Source organism: Paenibacillus sp. FSL R7-0333 (genome assembly GCF_038000365.1).
Classification (GTDB): Bacteria; Bacillota; Bacilli; order Paenibacillales; family Paenibacillaceae; genus Paenibacillus_AQ; species Paenibacillus_AQ silagei.
Window position 1 is genome coordinate 5,069,134 of record NZ_JBBOBZ010000001.1, and the last position, 26,033, is coordinate 5,095,166.

17 protein-coding genes are annotated in these 26,033 nt (G+C 53.3%); 1 reads left to right on the forward strand and 16 read right to left on the reverse strand.

Annotation, left to right across the window (positions count from 1 at the left end; genetic code table 11):
• Positions 1–30: 30 nt before the first annotated feature.
• The 13 genes from MKY86_RS21425 to MKY86_RS21485 form a co-directional block, all read right to left on the reverse strand.
• Positions 31–1,434, reverse strand: a complete 1,404-nt coding sequence (locus MKY86_RS21425; RefSeq protein ID WP_076084128.1) for an amino acid permease — start codon at positions 1,432–1,434, stop codon at positions 31–33.
• A gap of 258 nt (positions 1,435–1,692) precedes the next feature.
• Positions 1,693–2,637 (reverse strand): NAD-dependent epimerase/dehydratase family protein, encoded by a 945-nt coding sequence (locus MKY86_RS21430; protein ID WP_076084125.1) that lies wholly within the window; start codon positions 2,635–2,637, stop codon positions 1,693–1,695.
• Positions 2,634–4,106, reverse strand: a complete 1,473-nt coding sequence (locus tag MKY86_RS21435) for a glycosyltransferase (protein ID WP_083685655.1) — start codon at positions 4,104–4,106, stop codon at positions 2,634–2,636. The genes MKY86_RS21430 and MKY86_RS21435 overlap by 4 nt, the downstream gene beginning before the upstream one ends.
• A 123-nt stretch (positions 4,107–4,229) precedes the next feature.
• On the reverse strand, positions 4,230–5,138 hold the full coding sequence (locus MKY86_RS21440; protein WP_076084119.1) for a hypothetical protein: 909 nt from the start codon (positions 5,136–5,138) through the stop codon (positions 4,230–4,232).
• Between the two features lie 160 nt (positions 5,139–5,298).
• Complete coding sequence (locus tag MKY86_RS21445) at positions 5,299–7,068, reverse strand: thiamine pyrophosphate-binding protein (RefSeq protein WP_076084116.1); 1,770 nt, start codon at positions 7,066–7,068, stop codon at positions 5,299–5,301.
• 43 nt (positions 7,069–7,111) lie between these two features.
• Positions 7,112–7,993, reverse strand: coding sequence for a glucose-1-phosphate thymidylyltransferase RfbA (gene rfbA / locus MKY86_RS21450; protein ID WP_076084192.1), 882 nt, complete (start codon positions 7,991–7,993; stop codon positions 7,112–7,114).
• Positions 7,994–8,039: 46 nt separating this feature from the next.
• The gene (locus tag MKY86_RS21455; RefSeq protein WP_076084113.1) at positions 8,040–8,402 is read right to left on the reverse strand and encodes a hypothetical protein; all 363 of its coding nucleotides are present in this window, start codon (positions 8,400–8,402) and stop codon (positions 8,040–8,042) included.
• A gap of 349 nt (positions 8,403–8,751) precedes the next feature.
• Positions 8,752–11,067: a hypothetical protein gene (locus MKY86_RS34185; protein WP_445669906.1), complete on the reverse strand. Its 2,316-nt coding sequence runs from the start codon at positions 11,065–11,067 to the stop codon at positions 8,752–8,754.
• Between the two features lie 31 nt (positions 11,068–11,098).
• Positions 11,099–12,310: a collagen-like protein gene (locus tag MKY86_RS21465; RefSeq protein WP_076086886.1), complete on the reverse strand. Its 1,212-nt coding sequence runs from the start codon at positions 12,308–12,310 to the stop codon at positions 11,099–11,101.
• Between the two features lie 64 nt (positions 12,311–12,374).
• Positions 12,375–13,595 carry a collagen-like protein gene (locus MKY86_RS21470; protein ID WP_076086889.1) on the reverse strand — a complete coding sequence of 407 codons (1,221 nt, stop codon included), beginning with the start codon at positions 13,593–13,595 and terminating at the stop codon, positions 12,375–12,377.
• A 305-nt stretch (positions 13,596–13,900) separates the two neighbouring features.
• Positions 13,901–15,004, reverse strand: a complete 1,104-nt coding sequence (locus MKY86_RS21475; protein WP_076086892.1) for a collagen-like protein — start codon at positions 15,002–15,004, stop codon at positions 13,901–13,903.
• Between the two features lie 28 nt (positions 15,005–15,032).
• On the reverse strand, positions 15,033–16,130 hold the full coding sequence (locus tag MKY86_RS21480; protein WP_340827454.1) for a collagen-like triple helix repeat-containing protein: 1,098 nt from the start codon (positions 16,128–16,130) through the stop codon (positions 15,033–15,035).
• Between the two features lie 199 nt (positions 16,131–16,329).
• Positions 16,330–16,770, reverse strand: coding sequence for a hypothetical protein (locus MKY86_RS21485; RefSeq protein ID WP_340827455.1), 441 nt, complete (start codon positions 16,768–16,770; stop codon positions 16,330–16,332).
• Positions 16,771–17,035: 265 nt separating this feature from the next.
• On the opposite strand from MKY86_RS21485, the gene MKY86_RS34190 reads away from it, so the two are divergent.
• Complete coding sequence (locus MKY86_RS34190; RefSeq protein ID WP_445669907.1) at positions 17,036–17,488, forward strand: hypothetical protein; 453 nt, start codon at positions 17,036–17,038, stop codon at positions 17,486–17,488.
• A 4,343-nt stretch (positions 17,489–21,831) separates the two neighbouring features.
• On the opposite strand, the gene MKY86_RS21500 is transcribed toward MKY86_RS34190, so the two are convergent.
• From MKY86_RS21500 to MKY86_RS21510, 3 genes are all read right to left on the reverse strand, one after another.
• Positions 21,832–23,103, reverse strand: coding sequence for a calcium-binding protein (locus MKY86_RS21500; protein WP_445669937.1), 1,272 nt, complete (start codon positions 23,101–23,103; stop codon positions 21,832–21,834).
• Positions 23,104–23,337: 234 nt separating this feature from the next.
• Positions 23,338–24,267, reverse strand: coding sequence for a collagen-like protein (locus MKY86_RS21505; protein ID WP_340827457.1), 930 nt, complete (start codon positions 24,265–24,267; stop codon positions 23,338–23,340).
• Between the two features lie 35 nt (positions 24,268–24,302).
• Positions 24,303–26,015 carry a glycosyltransferase gene (locus MKY86_RS21510; RefSeq protein ID WP_076086291.1) on the reverse strand — a complete coding sequence of 571 codons (1,713 nt, stop codon included), beginning with the start codon at positions 26,013–26,015 and terminating at the stop codon, positions 24,303–24,305.
• Between the last annotated feature and the right edge of the window lie 18 nt (positions 26,016–26,033).

The following is a 26,033-nucleotide window of genomic DNA, read 5'->3' on the forward strand; positions in this document are numbered from 1 at the left end:
CCAAACCGGAGAATCGCTGCCTTTATTCCATTAGATCTTGTTCTTCCGCAGCCGAATGCCCTTAATCCGAATTCCTGGACCCCCATGCAGTGAAGGATAGGGTACGGCTGCATGCTTGCTGCGGACATGCTGAACGATCCAGTCCCCCAGCGCAATCAGCGCTACAATCAGCAGGCTGATGTAGAAGCCCGGGCGGCTCAGCTTATGGAACAAGGTTCCGGTGACCGCCACCAGAATCAGTATCAGTCCGCTCCAGCGCTTCACTGCGCCCAGCGTACTCGGCTTCAGCAGCCTGCCCGAGGAGAGCAGAATGAAGGCCCAGTTATAGAGAATCATCAGTCCGGCAGCGGTGGTGATGTATTCATACACCTTCCCCGGCAACCATAAGGACATCATAATGGCACCGCTCAGACCGGCGGCAATCAGGCACAGCGCGAAGAACGGGTACTTCTCCTTCCATTTCTTCGAGAACATCTTAGGGGCATCCCCCTCCTGGGCCAGCGTAAGCATCATTGAGGTGATTGCGTACAGCGAGGCAGTCATAGTAGAGAAGCCGGCAATGATCAGCACGCCATTGAACAGATGCGGCACGAAGGCCAGATGTTCGCTGCGCAAGGCCAGCACGAAGGGACTTTCCTTCGGGTTAAAAGCGCTCAGCGGTACCATAATTACCGCAAGTCCAATAGACAGGATATACACGGACGCCAGTCCCACCAGCATCACCTTCCCTGCCTTCGGGGCATCCTCCGGATTCTTGAGCCTGTAAGACATAATCCCCAGCACCTCAATGCCCCCATAGGCATAAAAGGCAAAAATAAACGCAGAACAAAGCCCGATACCTCCCGCAGGAAAGAACCCCTTATAACCCTGCGGCAGCTTCGGGGTGTACTTGCCGCCGCCAATCCAGCCTGCCAGCAGCGCCGCCGCCAGCGCCAGGAACATCAGAATGGCCGCCATCTTGATGACGGCCAGCACATTCTCCACCCGGTCGAAGCCTGTATTCCCGAAGAATACAATCCCCAGTCCAACCGCCGCGAACCCGGCCGCGAACACCCACATGGGTACGGCCGGGAACCAAAAGCGCGAGAATATGGATAATGCGGTGAGCTGGCTGCCCATAATCAGCAGCTCCGAGAACCAATACAGCCAACCGCTGCCGAAGCCGGCCCAATTCCCGAACGCTTGCTTCGCATAGGAGCGGAAGGAGCCTTGTTCAGGCTGCTCCGCCGTCATCCGGGCCAGGGCATCGAATACAACATAAGTCCCCGCCGCAGCTAACAGATATACCAGCAGCACCGCCGGTCCGCCGATTGTGATTGCCAGCCCCGAGCCGAGGAAATACCCGGTTCCAATCGTCCCCGCAATCCCAAGCAGGCTTAGCTGCCACCATTTCAATTTCTTATCTTCTTCAGTTGTACCGGAAGCTTGCTTCATGAATTCCGTCCTCACCGCTTTCAGAATGGTAGATAACTCTCCAGTTCTAGAATTCCCTGAGGGACGGGAAACATGAATTTCATTTGATCTGTCATTGACTCAGAGCGGAGTTGAAGGTCCACTTCGTCTCATACGGGTAGTTGCTGTACGTACCGATGCTTTCGGAAATTGATCCGGTCGATCCCCAGACGGAGAACCGGACAGCTCTCTTAGAATGGTGTTTGTTCACATAGCACGAACGGAGAATATGGTATTTAGTTATACGCGTATCAATTGATCATAACCGTTCTTTATGCTCTGGAGCGACGTGTAACGGGGCAGGTAGCCTATTTGGGTGGCTCTGTGGTTAAGAGAATAATAGTTAGTCTTAGAGCCGGTTATGGAGTTATAGGAAGGATTATCTTGTATTTCATACTTAAGCCCGTAGGAACCTGCGAAGTAATCCAGAATCTCAAACTTCGCCGCAGGCTTTAGTGAAAATACATCATATACATTATTCCGTACATCTTCCTTCATACACAGCTTGATGAGCTGGAGCAAATCCCAGGGGTGCACATAGTCTCTAACGATGTTGTCCGATGAGGTGTGCAGAATCTCTCCCTTTCTAAGGTGATCAATGATATCTGTCAGCAAATACCGTGAATCCAGATCAATAAACTCGCTAAAAAAACCAAATATCCGTAGATCCACAATGCGGTACTGGCCCAGACTTCTGTGCTTGGCCTCCATGTTCAGCTTGGTGATCCCGTAAAATTCCTGAGCGGATAGATGGTTGGGATCAAGCTTGAGCCACTTCCCGTCTGTAGCAGGCTGGTCGAAGTCAGACCCGTATACCGCCCCGCTGCTTAGATTGATATATATGGCAGCCGGATTCTCATGCAGATATTCCAGAATCAGCTTGTCGTAATGCTCGGTAATCTCAAAGACCTTGAACGGATGCTGAATGAGGTCACGCGGATCTCCGATCCCCACCCCATTGATAATCACATCATAGTCCGCCGTAAGTTCGAATTGACTGTACTCACAGAGCCGGGCATGTTTCTGAAGCTGCTTTTCCTCCAGGAAAAGGGCCATTCTGTCTCTGAACCGTGAGAATAAATACAGCTCATACTCCTGTGAAGCAGCTAGACCGAGAATCAGGTTCCTCGCAATGTGCCCAGTGGCTCCCAGTATAGCAATCTTATTTGGTGTGGGACTCTTCACAGCCGCCTCGCCGAGATTTCCCGCAGCTTCATCAGCCCATCTTCATAGTAATCTTCATTTGCGTAGTATTCTGTATAATAATCTTCATAATTCGAGATGTCACTTGAGTATCCATATCTCACAATAATATCGTACAATGGAATAATCACCCCGTACACACGCTTCTTCTTCTCCTCACGAATCGTCTCACTTTTCAGAGTCCGGCCTTCATAATGCAGAAACACATCCAGCGCACTCTTAATTACCATTCTACCTACGTTATATCCCTCTGGCGCAACCCCTGCAAAATAATATAATTTTTGGTTTATTATACAAAACTTAGGGTCCAAAGCAAGAATATCATATAGCCAATACATATGAATGATCCCCGTGGAAGCATACTTCGTTGTATCCTCAATCTGACTCCAAAGTGAGCGTTTCATCGTATTCATGGTCATGTGCACCGCATCATTACTTGTATGTGTCAGGAATAGATCACTGCCCTCCATGGTAACTACTTGCCCATCCGTATCCAACTGATTCGTGTGAAACAGCGCACAATCAAGGTTGTTGAGCACAATCCCTATGAAATCAATCAGCGCCCCATCAAGCCAGTAATCATCGTCTCCATTCAATTTAATAAAGCTCCCTCTCGCCAGTGAGGAGACATGAGCCATATTGAGATCGAACCCTATGTTCTGTTCATTCCGGCTATAACGAAAGCTGGAGAATAACTTGGTATATGACTCACCGACCTCCTGTGTAGTATCCTGCGAGTGATTATCCGTGACTACCACTTCCACCAGGTCCTCATCACAAATTTGACTATAAATGGATTGAAGATTATTGTTCAGATGATGAGCACGATTATAGGTCGGAATGACTATCGACAACAGGGGATGCTCCCGGCGGCGTTCAAGTGCAGCTTTTGTTTCTTCCTCACCGTGCACGATAACCCATTCGAGTGTTTCAGGAATGAACACTTTGGTAACGACAGCGGGATTGCCGGAGACCGTGCAGAAGCTTGGAACATCCTCAACAACTACACTATTAAGCTCAACAATACTGAATTTTCCAATATTTACATTTCCGGCAATTACGCTATGTGCGCGAAGGACACATCCATCCCCCACCTCCAGCGTTTCCGGGCTATTCATCTCTTCTGAAGTGCTTACCCAACTTGGAAAACCCGGTCTAACCGTCCGGTCTGATATAATGACATAAGGTTCAATCTGCACATTCCGGCCTATGTGGACTTTATGGTTACTGTTAACATGAAAACCTGCTCCAATACTGCAACCGTCCTTAATTGTCAAACTAGGAGCATTGCCTGAATCCGCTCCCTTGATCCTCCAGTGATAACCCGCCTGCACATTTACATGGTTGCCTATAGAAACACAGGAGGGATTGGATACATAACCATTCTCCGCCAATACCGATTGTGATCCACAACTGAAATAGCTCCCTTGTTCAGGGTTCGGTACATCCATTATATTAACCCCTTTCAATTTCAAACTACGCCTCTGCTTCCCAAAAAACGCCTAACACCTCTTTTGATTAATATTCACGCACGACTTTTTTATACATAAAAAACAATTGGTTACAGCTTCTGTTCACACTCTGGGAAACCATAAATCCCAGTAAGGCTGGTACTCCGGCCATAATAATGTAGTGTCTGGCTCTAATCCACGGTAGTGACGCATGTATCCGGCCAGGTACGAAAAGGAGTTCCCGTGCGGACCCAGAAAGTGAGGAGCATTCAGGCAGACCAGCCAATCCACCAACGCCTGCTCTTCCAGAGACAGGGCTTGAAATTCCTCCCAAAGTCCCGAAGATCGCCGCAGAATTTCTTTTTTACTAAGCAGAACCGTATCTGGGAATCTTTCCGTCAGCTCTTTGGAAGCCCTTCTGAGAACCTCTTCCTTCACACCGGTTGCTATATATACTGCCGACATTGCAGGGAACTGAGCCAAGTGGCCGGCTGCCAGATGCACATACTGCTGTGCGTAATTATCAAGACTTATGTTCATGGCCTCTTGGCCATACAATATATCTCCTTCGATACGTAATTGCATAGCAGCCCATTTGGGGTAATGGGACATAGAGCCGATGATCGTGTGGGCTAATTCCAACGGCTTGGCGGCAAAAGGAAATGAAGCAGCTATCCAGATCCCCGTGTTAAGGGCCTCCTCTGGAGTCATGGTGCTGATAGGGAAACGGGAGCATCTAACCGCCAGTTCAGACAATGATTCTGCATCTCTCATTCGTAGGAGTGACACACTTCGGGAGGCCAGGACTGACTGGAATTGATCTACCTCTATGAAAGCATCAATAGATAAAGGTGAAAAAAAAGGTTCGTTGGTCAGATTAATAAAGTTGCGTGTTTGACCATCAGCAAGGATAATACAGGCCGATTCGCCCCGTTCAATGCACAGGAATGCTTCCGATACTGCCCGGTAAAGAGCCATCAGCTGATTACAGAGCCCCTCCATCCCATGCACATGATTCTGGAAATATTTCATCTACTCACCTCTATTGTTGTATTGCATAATAATTAAATTATTCTTTGCAAAGGCAATATATGCAGAAGCCGGACCGAACTACAGAAAAGCGGTGTTCCACTGCATTCAGCAGATGGACACCGCTTCTTCGTTGGTGATCTCCCTCTGGGCTAGGAGAGATTTACTCAGGATGACCCATCTCTGACGCGAGGTCGATTAGCATGATTCTTTTCAATTCGTCCCTGTCCAGATACGGATACATATCCTCAATAGGCCTATTTACAACCAGCTTGGGATAGACGTCGGTTGTTCTGTCCACCTTAACCTCAATAAATGCCGGTCCCTTAGTACTTAAGAACTGTTCAAGCTGATGAATATCATCCGTGTTATTCATTTGAAAGGCCGGAATGGTATAAGCTTTAACAATATCGATAAATGAAGGATTAGGATTTACTGTAGACTGTTTCCTGCCCTCAAAATACAAATTCTGGAACTGCCTCACCATTCCCAGAGAGCTATTATTCATAACCACTATTTTAATGGGCAGATGCAGCCGGACAACCGTATCTAATTCCTGTATGTTCAATTGAAAGCCACCGTCTCCCGCAATGACGAGAGTCTCGTCCCCTGTTGCTAAGCAAGCTCCGATGGCTGCCGGCAAGGCGAATCCCATCGCCCCCATCCCGCCGGAATTGAGTAGTCTTTGGTTCCCGGACAATAAGAATGACTGCGATGCCCACATCTGATGCTGTCCCACATCCAGGCAGATTGCCTTGAACTTCGCAGATCTGGAGGACAATAGCCCCATGAAGCGGTTAGGTTCAATTTCATTGGCACTCGGAGTGAAAGAATACGTAGGATATTGCCCTTTGAGACCGGCAATATATGCTAACCACTCAGTGATATCCGGCGGGTGATACCCGGTTAGTGCAGAATCCATCCGTTCCAGGAATACCTTCAGATCAGACTTGATGGCAAGTGTTGCTGCAACCTTGCTGTTAAGCTCATTATGATCAATATCCACGTGTATCATTTGGGCCCCACGCCCAAAGGTATCCGGTCTGGTTCCGGTCTGCCTGCTGTCGAGTCTTGAACCGAAGATGAGCAACAGGTCACAATTAGCAAGAATCAGATTGCTGTACCGGTTACCATAGGATCCTATCAGACCTGTATACAGCGGATGATCATGCGAGATCACATCAAGCCCCATTAATGATGTAACTATGGGTATTCCTGTCTTGCCAATGAATCGGGACAGTGCTGCTGCAGAATTACCGGCTCTTACACCACCGCCCGCTAAGATCAGCGGTCTCTTGGCTGCACCTAGCATCTTAATAACATCTTCAATGACAGAATCGCTTACGTCCCCTGAATCTTTCATAAGCGCTTTGTACTCTTTGCTATTGTAGAAGCTATTCAGAGTCTCAGGCTCAACCTGTGCCCGTTGAAGATTCATCGGAATGTCTAATAAGACTGGCCCTGGCCGGCCATGCTGAGTCAGAACTATTGCCTTCTCCAGCTCATACCTGATCTGATCCGGCTCTGTAACCATGACAGCATATTTAGTCAACGGCTTCGCTACGCTGACAATATCGGTTTCTTGAAACCCTATTTGTCTTACTTGCCGCTCAAATTTATATTCGTAAGTGTTCACTTGTCCCGTGATAAACAAACAAGGAACTGAATCGAAGTAACAACTGCCTATTCCGGTAAGCAAATTCAATGCCCCCGGTCCACTTGTGGCCATAACCACACCGAGCTTCCCGTTCATCCTGGCATAAGCTTCAGCCGCAAAAGCACCTGCTTGTTCATGGCGAACCGAAACACATTCGATATCATTTCTAACCGAAACGGAATCAAGTAGATGGACAATGGCTCCGCCTATAAATTCAAAGACATGCGATATGCCTTGTTGCTTAAGATAATCTATTACATAATCAGATACCTTCAAGCACACTCACTCCTTACATTAATGGTCTTGAATCAGATATACCTCAGTTCGCAGTAAGGGATTCTTCGGCTATGCTTGATAAGTATTGTCCATACGCCAGCTTGTGCAGCGGCTTGGCCAGCTCCAGAAGCTGTTCCCTGGTGATATACCCCTTGTTAAAAGCAATTTCTTCTATACAAGCTACATACAGCCCCTGCCGCTTCTGGATAGTCTCGACCAGATTGGCCGCCTCCAGGAGCGATTCGGGCGTTCCGGTGTCCAGCCAGGCCATTCCCCGGCCGAAGCGTTCCACGTGTAGTTGTCCTCTTCTCAGATACTCTATGTTAACATCGGTAATCTCGATTTCGCCGCGCCGCGAGGGCTTGATGTGTCTGGCTATCTCCACTACCTGCCGGTCGTAGAAGTACAAGCCCGGCACCGCATAGTGGGACCGGGGATACAGCGGCTTCTCCTCCAGTGCAACCGCCTTGCCCGAGCTGTCGAATTCGACAACACCGTAAGCAGACGGATTCTGTACCCGGCAGCCGAATATTGTGGCACCTTCCTGACGCGAAACAGCCTTCTCCAGAATGGCGCCGAAGCTCTGCCCATAAAATATATTATCGCCCAGAATCATACACACCTGATCCGTGCCGATGAATTCTTCGCCGATAAGGAACGCCTCCGCGAGTCCGCGCGGCTGCTCCTGAACCGCATATTGCAGCGATAGCCCCAATTGTTCACCGTTACCAAGCAAATCCTGGAACAGCCGGATATCCCGCCCGGTGGAGATCAGCAGAATGTCCCGGATGCCCGCCAGCATCAGGACAGACAGCGGATAATAGATCATCGGCTTGTCATACACCGGTAGAATCTGCTTCGAGATCGACTTCGTCAGCGGATGCAGCCTCGTCCCCGAGCCGCCTGCCAGAATGATTCCCTTCATAATTGTCCACACTCCCTACTCCCCTTGGTTTTGGGCTAAACTCTCTCTAAACGGCTCTGCGACTCATATCTTCCACTGGATACGGAATTGTAGAATACTGGAGTGTCTGCATTGCATCAGGCGTGAGCAGCATACCTGAGATATTTATGGTGGGGATCAAATCCATTTTCAAATCGATTGTCTCTTCCTGCGTGTTGAAACGGTACAGCGTAATTCCTACTCCGTAGTAAATATAACGGCCGTCCGGTGAAGCGGCATAGGTAGCAAAGAAGGGGTTTCTTGGAAGATTGGTGGTGTCCCACATCGGGACGGATTTAATCACACCATTAACTGCGTCAAAAATTTTAAGTGCCCCGTTACCGACAAAATAGACCTTGGATGCCCACGCAAAAGCACCTTCCTGCTCCACCTGTTCCGCGTAAAGATAGCCGTTCTCCGGTCGGGCCGGACCCTTTAGCCCCCCACCGAAGAACCCCGGGTAGCCCGCGCCCCCCGCGGATTGGCCTTAATGTGTCTGAGGCTGTGCTGCTGCGATTTGAAGTGTCTCAGCCAGATGGACTGCCGGTCCCGGCATTCCCAGCGGAAGAGACATAAGGTTCGACATCACTTCACCACTCCTTTTTCAACTTCAAGGCATTGATACGGCTTGCATGACTTCTCTCACTTGTCCAACCGATATGAATTGAAGAACAACTCCATGGTTCCCCCAACCATAAGAGTTGCTCTCGGGATAACTAATGCAGCACAGGACTTCTCGTTTATTTGCTCTGCGTCTTGTATCTTCCGTTGGAGAGGGAATAGCCCAGCGGCGAGTTGTTAGCTTCGGGCGGAAGATCGAAGGTTCGGACTGTCAGATCCTCCACACTTATCGAGTAGTTATTCTGGGTTCCGGTAAGGACAACAAAACGGCTGTCCCAGGTAAATATGAGCCCGCCCTCGATGCCTAAATCCAACATTGGAATGTACCGTGAAGTTAACTCGCTGGTCGAGAACAGCATCAGCTCACTAATTCCCGCGATACAGATCCACTGCTCATCCGGCGATAGAACCATAGCGTATGGTTGGTCCGGACCCGGGTAAATGCCCAATTGGGTGTATCCTAGATAACGGGCTATCCCTGTCACATTGTCTTGTGATAATCCGCTGCCCATTACATATACCTCACCATTCTCCAATTGAAGTATGCCAGATGTTATAGCAGCATTTCCACCAGCAGAAGCCTCTTGAGAAGAATCACCAATAATTAAAGGAGTATAATAGTATTGATATCTATTTGGAGTTAGCAAAACCTGCTTACTGTCAGGTGTAACTACCAGCGGGTTGGAGTCGGAGGGGTCCGCTGCCGGTGGACTGAGATAAGTAAAGAAAGGTCCTGTAAGCAAATCCGTTGCAATCTCATAGGCATACACCTGGCCCGTGTTGATAGTCTGGCCTGTGTAGATATAGAAGAAAGCATAACGGCTGTCAGGAGAAGCGGCAGAGAAACGGACGCTGGAGCTCAAAGACAAGATTCGGACCGTTGCCCTATTCACAAGATCATAGATCTGAACCCGGGGATTGGTAAGATCTGAGATAAAGAGATACCTCTGATCAGGCGTCAACAGCAGGTCGGAAGCGACCATGCCTCCTGTCAAGTCAAGTTCCCAATCCACAGTTAGTGTATCTATGTTGAACTGATATAGTCTATCCTTCACCGCATAGTAAATATAACGGCCATCCATTGAAGCGACATTGGCACCAAATCCGACATAGATGCTGTCGTACATAGGGACGGGTGCTGATAGACCCTCTACAGCGTCGAAAATCTGAACTGCACCTGCAGCGAGATAATAGACCGTTCTGTCCCTGACATAGGGCCGCTCTTTTTCCGACGCTTCCGCCAATAAATACCGGTTCTCCACCCTTAAGTCGAAACCATCTGGCACAGGCTGATCTATCTTTACTTGTACAGAATACGCCCCGAGACCACCAGCGTTATAATGAGTTAGACTGAACGGGCAGTCCACACTCGCCCGCTCCCCGCCCGGGAAGCTGTCAGAGCTCTGCTGAATAGAATAGAAAGAGAAGTCTTGGAGGATGGTGTCGTTGAAGAGTACATTGATAACAATGGGAACCCGCGTGGCGGTCAAATACGGCTGAAAAGTAACCAGAACATTCCCCTGTAATACGACATTCGGTCCACCCTCAAAGACCACTTGAGGTAAGGTCAGAACAGTCTGAAAGTCATAAGTCAAGCCTAATGGATCGGCACTATATTGATACTGGGGAGGAAGCAACGGCTCTCCAGTAGCACCTGCAGCTCCTGTCAAACCTACCGGGCCGGTTGGGCCTTTATCCCCCGTACCTGTCGCTCCCCGGTCGCCCGTTAATCCTGTGAGGCCCCTGGCCCCAGTGGTCCCCTTGCGGCCTCCGCCTGTAGCCCCGGTTACAGCAGCCCCGGTCGCCCCACGGTCGCCAGCTCCAGTCTGCCCCGTCGGGCCGGTCGGACCGGCAGCCCCGGCAGCACCGCCGGTCCCTCCGGTAGCATCGGCTCCGGTAGTACCCGTGTCTCCGGTGGGACCGGTCGGGCCGTACCCTGTCGGTCCCACCGGCCCCTTTAGCCCCCCCCCACCGAGGAACCCCGGGTAGCCCGTGACCCCCGTTAGACCGGTCGGACCGGTCGGACCGGTAATGCCGGTATCCGCTCTGATTGTGGCTACCGAGGCAATACCGGCAACGGCTCTCCCTATCAGGGGATTGGCCTTAATGTTGCTATAGCTGACCACCCTGGCTTGGATGCTATAAGCATACGTTCCCGGATTTCCCGGATGGTTGACTGTAACCTGTAGCGTTCTGGCCGCTTCCTCTGTACCGTTATCGGACAGCGTAACCAATTGGGTCTGAACAGGATGTCCGGAGAGCGTGGTCTCCAGTTCAATCCCCATCTGGGATGGCCCGGCTGTGAGGCTTTGGAAGACGAGCGGGATATGGAAAGTAACCTGCGTCTGAGGCTGTGCTGCTGCGATTTGAAGTGTCTCAGCCAGATGGACTGCCGGTCCCGGCATTCCCAGCGGAAGAAACGTAAGGTTTGACATCACTTCACCACTCCTTTATATTTTCCGGTCTTCATGTATTATCGGGAAGTACAGTTGCGGTTAAGGTACCCAAAGCTGTTACTAACCACTGATCAGATATATCGGCCGTTACCATCAGAACAAGTTTCATCTCTGTCGGCGACCCACTATACATAGCAACGAATGGGATAAACTGACTTAAATTAATACCTTGTGTCCCACTGGAATCACTATATTGATAGTAGATCGTCCCATCACTATCGGTGAGGACGAAATATATCTTTATACCCTTGTTAGGTATCTGAGCCTGTGGGCCATTCCACCGGAGCTGCACACCGCCGGCAATTTGGCAGCGTCCCGTTTCCGGGGAACTCGCCGGTAGTGTTACAACAATAACAGGCCCATTGAACTGAGTTGGTTGTAAAATAACTGAATTAATTGCGTAGGTTAATGTTGGAATGTAGGAGCCGTCTGCTGGAGATCCTGTAGGTCCCCTGGCCCCGGCGGGTCCCATGTCTCCCGGCTCATTCCCTGATCCGGCCGGACCGGGGTCACCTGGCACTCCAGTCCAGCCAGTGAGTCCTGTATTGCCTGTAGCTCCAATCCCCGTAGCTCCAGTGGCTCCCACTCCGTTCGTTCCCGTAGGGCCGGTAATGCTTCCGCCTGTTATTCCTGTCGCACCCTTCGGTCCGGGAGATCCTCCAATGTATGCGGTCGCTCCGGTTGCTCCGGTCGGGCCTGTTAGTCCGGTAGCTCCGGAGAGTGACGGACCTGGATCTCCCGGATACCCTGGCAGTCCTTGTGAACCCGTTGGCCCGGTTAGACCCGTAAGACCAGTTTGACCTTTGGCACCTATAGGACCGGCCAATATGATCGGCCCGGGTCCGGTCTGCAGCAGCGGCGACCCCACCCGGATATCGGAAGCGATATTCTGGTCATGAAGCCCCTTCAGCCTCAGTTCATAGCGGTGAACCCCTGCTGACAGCTGATCCCTGAATCTTATGATTGCTTCTGTCTGGACCAGCCCCGTTGTAGAGGTCTGCGATTCAACCGATACGGCACCCGCTGTAATACGCGATTTGTCTCTCCACAGCTCATAATCCAGATGCAGGTGGTATTCCCCCGGACTGAGGATATCCAGCAACAGGGGGACAGCCAACCGCAAATCTGCGTTAGCAATCTGCTGTTCCACATCCGTCCGTATTCCCGTAAGGGCCAGCATATTGCCGCTTCCCAGAAGAAGCGACGAATAGATCTCCGTCACGTAAGTTCATCTCCTTATACCTAAGATACGTTTCTTTTCTATTCCATAATCGGTTTGTATAAGGTCAGTTTCCATCCAGGAACACTTTTGCCGTTGCATTGAACGATGTATAGGCGATGGATGTGTTAAGAGATATTGTATAGACCTGAACTGTCAGCGTATACACATTCTGTCCAACCGGCGGATTAGGGTCAATACTAAAGAATGCTAACCCATCGCTGGACGGAGTGGAACTTTCTATATCACTGTAACTGTACTGTAATACCCAGAACTGGGGACTACCCACAGGTTGGCCGTTCCGATGGACTTGATAGTATAAAGCATTCCGGAACTCACGATCCGGAGGGTTCCCATAGCTGATCTGAAGCGTCCCCTCGATCATTACACAGCGGTCAGCCGCATCAATCTGCACCGGCGGAAGCTGGCCAACAAGCACTCCTTCACTTGGGCTGTTCGATAGTAAGGTGTCACTCACGACCACTGGCAACGATCGGCTTGGTCCAGGCGCGCCTGTAGCTCCTGTCGGACCAGTTGGTCCGGTAATGGATGATCCAGGACCGGTCTGTCCGGTCACTCCCTTGGCTCCAGTCGCTCCTGTGGGCCCGGCTGGACCAGCACCGGTCGGACCTGTCCGGCCGATTCCTGTGGCCCCGGTCAGGCCGATAATACCTGGCCCGGTGACCCCTGTATTTCCGGTTTCACCGGTTTCGCTCCCTAAGTTAATCACGATACCAGACGCTCCTACAGCGCCCCTCATCCCTTTCGTTCCGGTAATACCAGTACCGCCTAGTTGCCCAGTTGGCCCCCGGGTCCCCGTAGCACCTTTCAATCCCCGATTACCGGGGTGCCCTGTTTCTCCTGTTGGACCCGTGGGACCAACTTCTTCGGCTGCCACGGAGTAACCTTGGACGGAAACGGCTGGGACACCAAGCAGCGGGTTCCCCTGGATATTCTGATACGACAGAACCCTCAGCTCCAGTTCAAACTGCTGTTCCCCTTGGTCAAATCTTCCTGTAACACTTGCATTTACATCAGTAGACAGGGAATCGCCAGCGGTATTGGCGTTGCCTATATACGGATCATTAAAGGTATGAAGGACCTGACCGTCTTTCAGAATCGTTAATCCGATAATTAAGTGATAACTGCCGGGCACTGCCGGCCTGAACGACAGAGGTACGCTGAAATCTATTTGGGACAAGGGATGGCTAATTTCAAAAAATACAGGACTATTCAGCCTGATTGCCGCTCCCGGACTTCCCAGTTGAACCGGAATCAATGATGACATGTCGACACAACCCTTCTTTCTCTTTCAATTTGCTTACCTCCCGCTGATTGACAACTGCCCAACTACACCTCCAGTACTATTGTATGCTGAAGCCGGATTGTCCAAGTCCAGTATCAATGAAGGAATCCTATACATCCTTCTGGTCCGGCAGCATGGAATATTCTATGCTGCTCCATCCATTAAGTATGGGATAATGCTGACAGAAGCTCCAAAGAGGCGAATCACCGGATGTTCTCCCGAATCTTAACATAGCAAGGCACCGAGTTTTGGCTTCTCGGTGCCTTGCTTTTCTTAATACAAGGGAATTAATTAATTCTGATTAGTTGGATGTTGGCAGAGAGATTCGCACTTTCCCCGATAGGCTCCCCGGTGGTGTTATTGTATAAGGCTACACCTCGCACCGCGGTTGCGTCTGTCTGTATAATGCCTCCGCCTGACACGGCTGCAATACCGTCATTGTCTATAGAAGAGGTTGCTGACCCTCCAGTGACAGCGGCTCCCACCGTTCCTGCTGCATCCGTGTAATATAATTGGAAGACCATCGGACCTGCAGGAGAGGGATTCTGGCCACTTACATAGAATTGTACGAAAATTGTTGCATTTGCAGGTAAAGCAAAGTATGAGGTGTTATTTATAATCTCTCCATCTGACGGTCCCGGATCATCCCATAGGATAGGACTATCTGGTCCTACACCCAACTCAGTGGTTGAAGAAGAAGCATAATCCGCGAAGAATGCAATACCGGTCAGCCCCGTCATCCCAGTCATACCCGTCATTCCCGTCATTCCGGTAGCACCGGTCTCTCCAGTTAGACCCGTAAGGCCGGTAGCACCGGTCTCCCCGGTTAGACCTGTAAGTCCCGTAACGCCAGTCAATCCAGTCAATCCGGTAAGACCCGTCATTCCGGTTGCTCCGCTAGCGCCGGTCCCTCCAGTCAGCCCAGTTACTCCGGTCAATCCCGTCGCCCCGGTCATTCCAGTCTCTCCGGTCAACCCAGTGTTACCGACTGCACCTTCTGGACCTTGAGCACCTTGATCACCTTGAGCTCCTTGAGGTCCTTGAGGTCCTCCAGGATTACCCGTTACTCCGGTTGGACCGGTTGGACCCGCCATGATGGAAGCGCTGAGTACCGTCTCCAGTTTGTTGGTCAGAATGAATTCCTTTTTGACAATATCGCGCATCATATTCCTTACACTATCATTCATGGCCAGCACATCACCAATGGTAGCTTCAGGAGCTGTAATTCCCGGTAGAGTACCCAGAATATACTGCAGCTTCTCTCCTTCCGCATTGATAATATGACTGAGTCCCAATTCTTCCATTGCTATGGAGGACAGCAACAGGTTGACGGCATCATCCCTGGTAAGATTTATCGTTGGGGTGATATTAGGCAAGTTCGCCTGAGACATGGAATCAACTCCTCTGTATTAAGTTGGGTTAGAGCAATTTGATAATCGAAATCGTTCCTGCTATACCGTTTAGACCGCCTGCGCCGGTGTTGATCAACGTTAATGCATTAGGATTCGGAGTAGTTTCTGTTGGAAAGACGCTGCCGCCCGACACCATGTTTACCGCTGCAGGAATAGCAGAGGAACTTTCGCTTCCGGGAATGCCATTTCCGTTAAGCGACAGCGATAGTGTCATTCCCTGTCCGGCAGCAGAAGTTGCGGTTGCCGAATAGTGGACATAGTATATCGCCGGCTCATTTACCCCTCCCACATCATTATTAAGCAAATTAAAGGATCCTCCAGTCCCAAGGCCGATACTCGTACCCAATATTATACCTGGACTAGTAAAAACTACCGGATCACCAGCATCCGCAGTCCCTGCCTCGACATAGTACAGCAGTCGGTCTGCTGCAGATACACCGCCAGCGCCGGTCCAGCCGGTCACACCGGTTAGACCGGTCAATCCGGTTAGACCGGTCAATCCCGTTTCTCCCGTCAGACCTGTGGCACCGGTTAGACCTGTAACTCCGGTTAGACCTGTTAGACCTGTAGCTCCTGTCTCTCCTGTAAGTCCGGTCATACCTGTAGCCCCAGTTAACCCTGTTGCACCTGTAAGTCCCGTAGCCCCTGTCTCTCCTGTAAAACCGGTTAAGCCTGTAACTCCGGCAAATCCGGTACTCCCCGTTTCCCCCTTATCTCCGGTCTCTCCTATTTCACCTACCAGACCTCGTGGACCTATTGGACCTTCGTCTGGACCTGTTTGACCAGGTGCTCCTGTAGCGCCGTAATCAACTGGCACCGACAGCAGACTCTCTAATTGACTGGTCTGCAACCATGCGCTTTTGAGGGTTTCTCCCAACAGATTCCTTATGCTCGATGTAATGTCCATAAGATTGGATAAGTTGACCACCGGAGCGGTTACTCCCGGAAGAGTTCCCAGCACATACTGCAGTTTCTCCCCTTCTGCATTGATAACGTGACTAAGTCCTAATTCTTCCATAGCAATTGCCGACAACATCATGTTAACAGCGTCGTTTCTGGTGAGAGAAATGGTTGGTGTAATGTTCGGCAGATTGGCTTGTGACAAATCAATCCTCTCCTTTCTTGTTTAGAATAGTCCATCATATGTCGCTCACAGCAAATGGTTCGTTAATTCATCCAAGCTATGTAAAGAATACATAAACGTCCTGCTCAGCTCCCACCTTCAGATACAAATTAAGGCCAGCCCTGATTTCGGCTGGCCTTAATAGAACGGAATTACAATGATTGCTTAAGTCACGCCAGTCTCAGCCAAGCATAATAATTGTGACTTTTGCCGCAAAAATGCCATAAGATAAACCTCGGATATCGTTAGTCACAGCAGTATCCTTAAACAAAAGTGCCAACTGAATTGTTGTTTGTTCGGTAGCCAACAATATATAGGTGCCTTGTAAGGATGAAACATTATTGTTAATTGGAGCCGCAATTTGGGTGTCATACGCTATTGAACCGCCTATAATAAGTTCCAGACCAGCCGATCTGGTAGGGGTGGACTGAACAGTAGCTTGATAGATAATCAGGTAATTCCCGGCTTGAACCACAAATTCATCAGTGTCTTCACTATCCGGCCCAATAGCAACACCATTACTTGAACTAGCAAGATAACTGAAATGAGGAATTGGAAAGTCATCTGTGTCTGCTACAATTAATGTTTGATTGGAAACAAATTGAGCATAATTCTGAGACAAGTAGCCAGTTGGACCTACAATACCAACACCCGTTACTCCGGTTGCTCCGGTAAGACCCGTTGCTCCGGTTGCTCCGGTAAGACCCGTTGCTCCGGTTGCTCCAGTAAGACCCGTCGATCCGGTTGCTCCGGTAAGACCCGTTGCTCCGGTTGCTCCAGTAAGACCCGTCGATCCGGTTGCTCCGGTAAGACCCGTTGCTCCGGTTGCTCCAGTAAGACCCGTCGATCCGGTTGCTCCGGTAAGACCCGTCGATCCGGTCGATCCCGTGAATCCTGTCGATCCAGTCTCTCCCGTGAATCCCGTTGCTCCGGTCGATCCCGTGAACCCTGTCGATCCGGTCGATCCCGTGAATCCCGTTGCTCCGGTCGATCCGGTCGATCCCGTGAACCCCGTTACTCCGGTCGATCCCGTGAATCCCGTTGCTCCGGTCGATCCGGTCGATCCCGTGAACCCCGTTACTCCGGTCGATCCCGTGAACCCCGTTACTCCGGTCGATCCCGTGAATCCCGTTACTCCGGTCGATCCCGTGAACCCCGTTACTCCGGTCGATCCCGTGAACCCCGTTACTCCGGTCGATCCCGTGAATCCCGTTGCTCCGGTCGATCCCGTGAATCCCGTTGCTCCGGTCGATCCCGTGAATCCTGTCGATCCAGTCTCTCCCGTGAATCCCGTTGCTCCGGTCGATCCCGTGAATCCCGTAGGTCCCGTATCACCTTGATAGCCACGTGGACCTGGAGCTCCGGGTAAACCTTGACTCCCTTGAGGTCCTCTTGTTCCTGTAGAACCCGTAAGACCTGTCGATCCAGTTAGCCCTGTCGCTCCCGTTCTTCCCGTGAGACCCGTCGCTCCCGTTTCTCCCGCTCCGGTAAGTCCTGTCGCCCCGGTTTCTCCCGTGAGGCCTGTTGCTCCCGTTTCACCAGTAAGACCTGTTGCTCCCGTTTCTCCCGCTCCGGTAAGTCCTGTCGACCCGGTCTGACCTGTAAGACCCGTCGCTCCCGTTTCCCCAGTGAGTCCCGTCGCTCCCGTTTCCCCAGTGAGCCCTGTCGCTCCCGTTTCTCCCGTGAGTCCTGTCGCCCCGGTTTCTCCCGTGAGCCCTGTCGCTCCCGTTTCGCCGGTGAGCCCTGTCGCTCCCGTTTCTCCCGTGAGGCCTGTTGCTCCCGTTTCTCCTGTGAGGCCTGCTGCTCCCGTTTCTCCCGTGAGGCCTGTTGCTCCCGTTGCTCCTGTGAGGCCTGTTGCTCCCGTTTCACCAGTAAGACCTGTTGCTCCCGTTTCTCCCGCTCCGGTAAGTCCTGTCGACCCGGTCTGACCTGTAAGACCCGTCGCTCCCGTTTCGCCAGTGAGTCCCGTCGCTCCCGTTTCCCCAGTGAGCCCTGTCGCTCCCGTTTCTCCCGTGAGTCCTGTTGCTCCCGTTTCTCCTGTCAGTCCTGTCGCCCCGGCTTCTCCCGTGAGGCCTGTTGCTCCCGTTTCCCCAGTGAGACCTGTCGCCCCGGTTTCGCCGGTGAGCCCTGTCGCTCCCGTTTCTCCCGTGAGTCCAGTCGCTCCCGTCTCTCCGGTAAGGCCAGTCGCCCCGGTTTCGCCGGTGAGACCTGTTGCTCCCGTTTCTCCAGTGAGGCCTGTCGCCCCGGTTTCTCCCGTGAGTCCTGTCGCTCCCGTTTCTCCTGTCAGTCCTGTCGCCCCGGTTTCGCCGGTGAGACCTGTTGCTCCCGTTTCTCCCGTGAGGCCTGTCGCCCCGGTTTCTCCCGTGAGTCCTGTCGCTCCCGTTTCTCCTGTGAGGCCTGTTGCTCCCGTTTCACCAGTAAGACCTGTTGCTCCCGTTTCTCCCGCTCCGGTAAGTCCTGTCGACCCGGTCTGACCTGTAAGACCCGTCGCTCCCGTTTCCCCAGTGAGTCCCGTCGCTCCCGTTTCCCCAGTGAGCCCTGTCGCTCCCGTTTCTCCCGTGAGTCCTGTCGCTCCCGTTTCTCCTGTCAGTCCTGTCGCCCCGGTTTCGCCGGTGAGGCCTGTTGCTCCCGTTTCTCCTGTCAGTCCTGTCGCCCCGGTTTCTCCAGTGAGGCCTGTTGCTCCCGTTTCCCCAGTAAGACCTGTCGCTCCCGTTTCCCCGGTGAGCCCTGTCGCTCCCGTTTCTCCCGTGAGTCCCGTTGCTCCCGTCTCTCCGGTAAGGCCAGTCGCCCCGGTTTCTCCCGTGAGGCCTGTTGCTCCGGTTTCTCCCGTGAGGCCTGTTGCTCCCGTTTCTCCTGTCAGTCCTGTCGCCCCGGTTTCTCCCGTGAGGCCTGTTGCTCCCGTTTCCCCAGTAAGACCTGTCGCTCCCGTTTCCCCGGTGAGCCCTGTCGCTCCCGTTTCTCCCGTGAGTCCCGTTGCTCCCGTTTCTCCGGTCAGTCCTGTCGCCCCGGTTTCTCCGGTAAGGCCTGTTGCTCCCGTTTCTCCCGTGAGCCCTGTTGCTCCCGTTTCTCCGGTAAGGCCTGTCGCCCCGGTTTCTCCGGTAAGGCCTGTTGCTCCCGTTTCTCCCGTGAGGCCTGTTGCTCCCGTTTCTCCCGTGAGGCCTGTTGCTCCCGTTGCTCCCGTGAGTCCTGTCGCTCCCGTTTCTCCTGTCAGTCCTGTCGCCCCGGTTTCTCCCGTGAGACCCGTTGCTCCCGTTTCCCCAGTGAGCCCTGTCGCTCCCGTTTCTCCTGTCAGTCCTGTCGCCCCGGTTTCACCCGTGAGACCCGTTGCTCCCGTTTCCCCAGTGAGCCCTGTCGCTCCCGTTTCTCCCGTGAGTCCTGTCGCTCCCGTTTCTCCTGTCAGTCCTGTCGCCCCGGTTTCTCCCGTGAGTCCGGTCGCCCCGGTTTCTCCCGTGAGGCCTGTTGCTCCCGTTTCGCCCGTGAGTCCTGTTGCTCCCGTTGCTCCCGTGAGTCCTGTTGCTCCTGTCTCTCCGGTAAGTCCTGTCGCCCCGGTTTCGCCGGTGAGCCCTGTCGCTCCCGTTTCTCCCGTGAGGCCTGTCGCCCCGGTTTCTCCCGTGAGGCCTGTTGCTCCCGTTTCCCCAGTGAGACCTGTCGCCCCGGTTTCGCCGGTGAGCCCTGTCGCTCCCGTTTCTCCCGTGAGTCCAGTCGCTCCCGTCTCTCCGGTAAGGCCAGTCGCCCCGGTTTCCCCAGTGAGACCTGTCGCCCCGGTTTCGCCGGTGAGCCCTGTCGCTCCCGTTTCTCCCGTGAGTCCTGTCGCTCCCGTCTCTCCGGTAAGGCCAGTCGCCCCGGTTTCTCCAGTGAGGCCTGTTGCTCCGGTTTCTCCCGTGAGGCCTGTTGCTCCCGTTGCTCCCGTGAGTCCTGTCGCTCCCGTTTCTCCTGTCAGTCCTGTCGCCCCGGTTTCTCCCGTGAGGCCTGTTGCTCCCGTTTCCCCAGTAAGACCTGTCGCTCCCGTTTCCCCGGTGAGCCCTGTCGCTCCCGTTCTCCCCCGTGAGTCCCGTTGCTCCCGTTTCTCCGGTCAGTCCTGTCGCCCCGGTTTCTCCGGTAAGACCTGTTGCTCCCGTTTCTCCGGTGAGCCCTGTTACTCCCGTTTCTCCGGTAAGGCCTGTCGCCCCGGTTTCTCCGGTAAGGCCTGTTGCTCCCGTTTCTCCCGTGAGGCCTGTTGCTCCCGTTTCTCCCGTGAGGCCTGTTGCTCCCGTTGCTCCCGTGAGTCCTGTCGCTCCCGTTTCTCCCGTGAGTCCTGTCGCTCCCGTTTCTCCTGTCAGTCCTGTCGCCCCGGTTTCTCCCGTGAGACCCGTTGCTCCCGTTTCCCCAGTGAGCCCTGTCGCTCCCGTTTCTCCGGTGAGCCCTGTCGCTCCCGTTTCTCCGGTGAGTCCTGTCGCTCCCGTTTCTCCGGTAAGGCCTGTCGCCCCGGTTTCTCCCGTGAGACCCGTTGCTCCCGTTTCCCCAGTGAGCCCTGTCGCTCCCGTTTCTCCCGTGAGGCCTGTTGCTCCCGTTGCTCCCGTGAGTCCTGTCGCTCCCGTTTCTCCCGTGAGTCCTGTCGCTCCCGTTTCTCCTGTCAGTCCTGTCGCCCCGGTTTCTCCCGTGAGACCCGTTGCTCCCGTTTCCCCAGTGAGCCCTGTCGCTCCCGTTTCTCCGGTGAGCCCTGTCGCTCCCGTTTCTCCGGTGAGTCCTGTCGCTCCCGTTTCTCCGGTAAGGCCTGTCGCCCCGGTTTCTCCCGTGAGACCCGTTGCTCCCGTTTCCCCAGTGAGCCCTGTCGCTCCCGTTTCTCCGGTGAGTCCTGTCGCTCCCGTTTCTCCTGTCAGTCCTGTCGCCCCGGTTTCTCCCGTGAGACCCGTTGCTCCCGTTTCCCCAGTGAGCCCTGTCGCTCCCGTTTCGCCCGTGAGGCCTGTTGCTCCCGTTTCGCCCGTGAGTCCTGTTGCTCCTGTCTCTCCGGTAAGTCCTGTCGCCCCGGTTTCGCCGGTGAGCCCTGTCGCTCCCGTTTCTCCCGTGAGTCCTGTGGCACCGGTTTCTCCCGTGAGTCCCGTTGCCCCGGTTTCTCCAGTGAGACCCGTTGCTCCCGTTTCTCCCGTGAGTCCTGTCGCTCCCGTTTCTCCTGTCAGTCCTGTCGCCCCGGTTTCTCCCGTGAGACCCGTTGCTCCCGTTTCCCCAGTGAGTCCTGTCGCTCCCGTTTCACCAGTAAGTCCTGTCGCTCCCGTTTCTCCGGTCAGGCCTGTCGATCCCGTTTCCCCGGTGAGTCCTGTCGCTCCCGTTTCGCCCGTGAGGCCTGTGGCACCGGTTTCTCCCGAGAGGCCCGTTGCCCCAGTTTCCCCAGTTTCCCCAGTGAGTCCTGTCGCTCCCGTTTCTCCTGTCAGTCCTGTCGCCCCGGTTTCTCCCGTTTCCCCAGTGAGTCCTGTCGCTCCCGTTTCACCAGTAAGTCCTGTCGCTCCCGTGTCCCCCGTGAGGCCCGTCGCTCCCGTTTCGCCCGTGAGACCCGTTGCCCCAGTCTCTCCCGTGAGTCCTGTCGCTCCCGTTTCTCCTGTCAGTCCTGTCGCCCCGGTTTCTCCCGTGAGACCCGTTGCTCCCGTTTCCCCAGTGAGTCCTGTCGCTCCCGTTTCACCAGTAAGTCCTGTCGCTCCCGTTTCTCCGGTCAGGCCTGTCGATCCCGTTTCCCCGGTGAGTCCTGTCGCTCCCGTTTCGCCCGTGAGGCCCGTTGCCCCAGTTTCCCCAGTGAGTCCTGTCGCTCCCGTTTCACCGGTAAGTCCGTCGCTCCCGTTTCTCCCGTGAGACCCGTTGCTCCCGTTTCGCCCGTGAGCCCAGTCGCTCCGGTTTCCCCCGTGAGGCCCGTCGCTCCCGTCTCGCCCGTGAGACCCGTTGCCCCAGTCTCTCCCGTGAGTCCTGTCGCTCCCGTTTCACCGGTGAGTCCTGTCGCTCCGGTTTCACCAGTGAGTCCTGTTGCTCCCGTTTCTCCGGTGAGCCCTGTTGCTCCCGTTTCTCCGGTAAGGCCTGTCGCCCCGGTTTCTCCGGTAAGGCCTGTTGCTCCCGTTTCTCCCGTGAGGCCTGTTGCTCCGGTTTCTCCCGTGAGGCCTGTTGCTCCCGTTTCTCCCGTGAGGCCTGTCGCTCCCGTTTCTCCTGTCAGTCCTGTCGCCCCGGTTTCTCCCGTGAGACCCGTTGCTCCCGTTTCCCCAGTGAGTCCTGTCGCTCCCGTTTCCCCCGTGAGTCCCGTCGCTCCCGTTTCGCCCGTGAGACCCGTTGCCCCAGTCTCTCCCGTGAGGCCCGTCGATCCCGTTTCGCCCGTGAGGCCCGTCGCCCCGGTTTCTCCGGTCAGGCCTGTTGCCCCAGTCTCTCCCGTGAGGCCTGTCGCTCCGGTTTCCCCGGTGAGGCCTGTCGCTCCGGTTTCACCAGTGAGTCCTGTTGCCCCAGTCTCACCGGTGAGGCCTGTTACTCCGGTCTCCCCGGTGAGGCCTGTCACACCGGTTTCTCCCGTGAGGCCTGTTACTCCCGTTTCTCCAGTCAGTCCTGTCGCTCCCGTCTCCCCGGTCAGTCCTGTCGCTCCCGTTTCTCCCGCTCCGGTAAGTCCTGTCGCCCCGGTTTCTCCCGTGAGTCCCGTTGCTCCCGTCTCCCCGGTAAGTCCCGTAGCCCCGGTCTCTCCGGTAAGTCCCGTAGCACTTAATCCTGTAGCTCCACCCGCTCCTGTTTCACCCGTAGCACCTGTCATACCTGTCACACCGGTCATACCGGTCACACCTGTTACTCCTGTCACACCCGTCATACCTGTCATACCTGTCATACCTGTTAGACCTGTTACCCCTGTTACCCCTGTTACACCGGTCACTCCCGTGACACCAGTACGTCCAGTTAGACCTGTTCGACCCGTCGCCCCGCAAGCCCCTCTGGTAGCTATACCTGGATTTCCTTGCACCCCTGTAGTTCCAGTTGGTCCTGCCGGGCCGGTTGTACCCGTAGGACCTGTGAAGCCGGTTACTCCTGTACTCATGCGTTATCAACTCCTCGCTGTTCTAAGCTAGCAGGTCTACCCTTCTTCCTAGAAACCTTTCTTTGTTTCTAAGTTATTAAGAAACGAATGCAACATTCCTTTGATAAGGAAGGCATTCGTTTCCGAGGCTAATCATAAAGAAATATTTGATTCTGAAAATTAATTCAGAGCAAAAACATTAACAGAGGTGTTATAGAATCCATAAGGAACATTCTGGATATCTGAAGAGGCATAGGTACCAGCTAGAGGTAACACAACCCTCACTAACATATCTTCGTTCGTAGCATTTAGAATTCGTGAGATAGATACTGGAACAACTGGTCTAGCGGTAGTACTGACTGCCCCAGAAAAGAAAATCGAACCATCATCCCTTACGTAACTATTGCTAGAACTATCATAAATCGCCAATGCAAGACCCGGCGCAGTTCCTGGTGGAAAATTCACCGCTGCTTGACATGTGAAGTAGTAGAAATGCCCTCCTGGTAATCTAAAAGTAGTTCCGTCGTCAATCAATTCTATTCCGGAAACAGACTCACTTTCCATAAAGCCGTAGAGAGGCCCATTATCCCCGGTTGGTGTTGTATCACCGCCAATAAAGGTTCCAAAAATAAGTGAGATCGAACCAGTGGCTCCCGTATCTCCTTTTAACCCCGTCATTCCTGTATACCCAGTCATTCCCGTATATCCCGTATATCCCGTATATCCGGTAAATCCTGTCGCTCCTGTATGCCCCGTCATCCCCGTATTTCCTGTTAATCCTGTTGTTCCCGCTCCGGTAAATCCTGTCGCTCCTGTATGTCCTGTCATCCCCGTATTTCCTGTTAATCCTGTTGTTCCCGCTCCGGTAAATCCTGTCGCTCCCGTGTGTCCCGTGAAGCCCGTTGCCCCCGTTGTTCCCGCCCCGGTAAATCCTGTTGCTCCTGTATGTCCCGTCGCTCCTGTAAATCCTGTCGTTCCCGTATGTCCTGTGAAGCCCGTTGCCCCTGTATCACCATCATAACCACGCGGACCGGGTGCTCCGACACTACCTCTCCCCGGCGCCCCTGTTGTTCCTGTAGGCCCCGTTGGTCCAGTAAATCCGATATTCATATCCTTTTTTCCCCTTTCACCAAACAACATGATTTTTAATTTCCGTCTTGTCCGGATGGCCTGCGATTCATTAAAGTAACGGGGCTGTTCCTATTCATACTTCCAGGTACAGCGACAAGCTCTCCACTGATTGGATTACAGCCCAGTACTGTCTCACGGTGGGCCAGACGATTCCTCTGAACCATCCAGAGTTTCTGGTCTATTTTTTCTTCCTGCATGCATAGATTAAGAGAAATCATAGTTTTCTGACTTACTAACGATTCTTTTAGACTTCCGAGTGCGTCCAGATCCTCTCCACTAAGTTCATCATAAGGGTTCAACCACAGCACATAAGGAGTTGTGAGAATTTGCTGTATAGTCTTCCAGAGCTGAAACAGATCTCCGCTGGCGGGGAAATGAAGTACCTGTGCTTGTAGTTCATCGGCAAGCTGCTTGCCTTCTTCCCCCATATCTGCATCGATAATGATCCATTCATCCCCAAGCGACCCCCATTTCTCAGCCCATTTGTACAGAGCGGGGTACGAACCCTCTTCCCTGCTAAGCAACACTGCTATGCACCATGCATTCTCCGGAGTTGCACTTGAACGAAGGAGGGGGGGACGGTGAGTTGGTAAGGGGGGGCGGCGGTTGACTGCAGGAAGCCATTCAGCCGCTTTGACATCTTGATTCAGATTCGATAGCTTAACCGCAGCTTCCCCGAATCCAGGCGAGTACTCCAGCGCTCTGCGATACCAAGCTTTGGCATCATCAAGTTTTCCGAGCATTTCATAGCAATCACCGAGATAATAGCAGGGGTAGAAGGTTCCCGCACCTGTGAGAACCATATAATGAAGAGCATTCTCCCCAAGAGTAAGACAATGCTCGAAAGCGGAGATTGCAGCCTCCACTTGCCCGATATTCATCAGAATGCATCCTTTATTGAGATGCAGATCCACATAATCCGGGTAGAGGCCGATGGCTTTGTCAATGCCGGGCCAGCCTTCCCTGAAGCTGCCCAGCGCCAGCAGACAGCCATATTTAAGCTTGTAAAAGAGCGAGGGTGGCAGCTTCTTCTCGCCAAGCGAGGCGGCTATGGCCAGATTGACCTGCCTGAAGGCATTCGCATATTCCCCAATCCGTTGATATTCACTCGCTATATGATAAAGACTCCACGGATCGGGATTCGGGTTATCTGCAGTGGATTGCTGGAGCAGCTTCAGATTGCGTTCATGTTTGGACTTAAGTGAGGTCACGGACTGCAGGTAGCCGTAATGGAATAGCCGGACCGGAAGCGGGAACGGAGTATCTATGTCCTCTCCGTCATGTCGCCCGGATAAGCTTAACTGTTCATGGATGCCGCCAGTGAAATGGAACCCTTCTCCATTGCGGAATAGACGGCACTGATTCAGCCGGTAAGCTTCATTCGGCTCGGGCCGGAATACACTACTGAAATGGACCGTTTCGAGAGAAGCCAGCTTACTGTTCCCGATGCTGCTTACCTGCCTCAACTTCGGGGCTTCAGCAAGGGCAATTTCTTCATCGGCATCCATCCACATCACCCATTTCCCTGTCGCATGGCGGAGGCTGTAATTGCGGGCCTCTGCGAAGCTCTCCGGCCAGGGGAATTGGAGAACCTTCGCGCCGAGACTATGGGCAATGTCCATCGTTCTGTCACCGGAACCTGTATCCACGACAATAATTTCGTCCACAGCCTCCTGTACACTCAGCAGACTGCGCGCAATCCACGGCTCTTCATCTTTGACGATCATACACAAAGAGATTAGAGG

What these genes read in the sequence shown, in the direction of transcription:
- MKY86_RS21425 (WP_076084128.1), bottom strand. Translation starts at nt 1,434, where the DNA reads ATGAAGCAAGCTTCCGGTACAACTGAAGAAGATAAGAAATTGAAATGG.
- MKY86_RS21435 (WP_083685655.1), bottom strand. Translation starts at nt 4,106, where the DNA reads ATGGATGTACCGAACCCTGAACAAGGGAGCTATTTCAGTTGTGGATCA.
- MKY86_RS21440 (WP_076084119.1), bottom strand. Translation starts at nt 5,138, where the DNA reads ATGAAATATTTCCAGAATCATGTGCATGGGATGGAGGGGCTCTGTAAT.
- rfbA (WP_076084192.1), bottom strand. Translation starts at nt 7,993, where the DNA reads ATGAAGGGAATCATTCTGGCAGGCGGCTCGGGGACGAGGCTGCATCCG.
- MKY86_RS34185 (WP_445669906.1), bottom strand. Translation starts at nt 11,067, where the DNA reads ATGTCAAACCTTACGTTTCTTCCGCTGGGAATGCCGGGACCGGCAGTC.
- MKY86_RS21470 (WP_076086889.1), bottom strand. Translation starts at nt 13,595, where the DNA reads ATGTCATCATTGATTCCGGTTCAACTGGGAAGTCCGGGAGCGGCAATC.
- MKY86_RS21475 (WP_076086892.1), bottom strand. Translation starts at nt 15,004, where the DNA reads ATGTCTCAGGCGAACTTGCCTAATATCACCCCAACGATAAATCTTACC.
- MKY86_RS21505 (WP_340827457.1), bottom strand. Translation starts at nt 24,267, where the DNA reads ATGAATATCGGATTTACTGGACCAACGGGGCCTACAGGAACAACAGGG.
- MKY86_RS21510 (WP_076086291.1), bottom strand. Translation starts at nt 26,015, where the DNA reads ATGATCGTCAAAGATGAAGAGCCGTGGATTGCGCGCAGTCTGCTGAGT.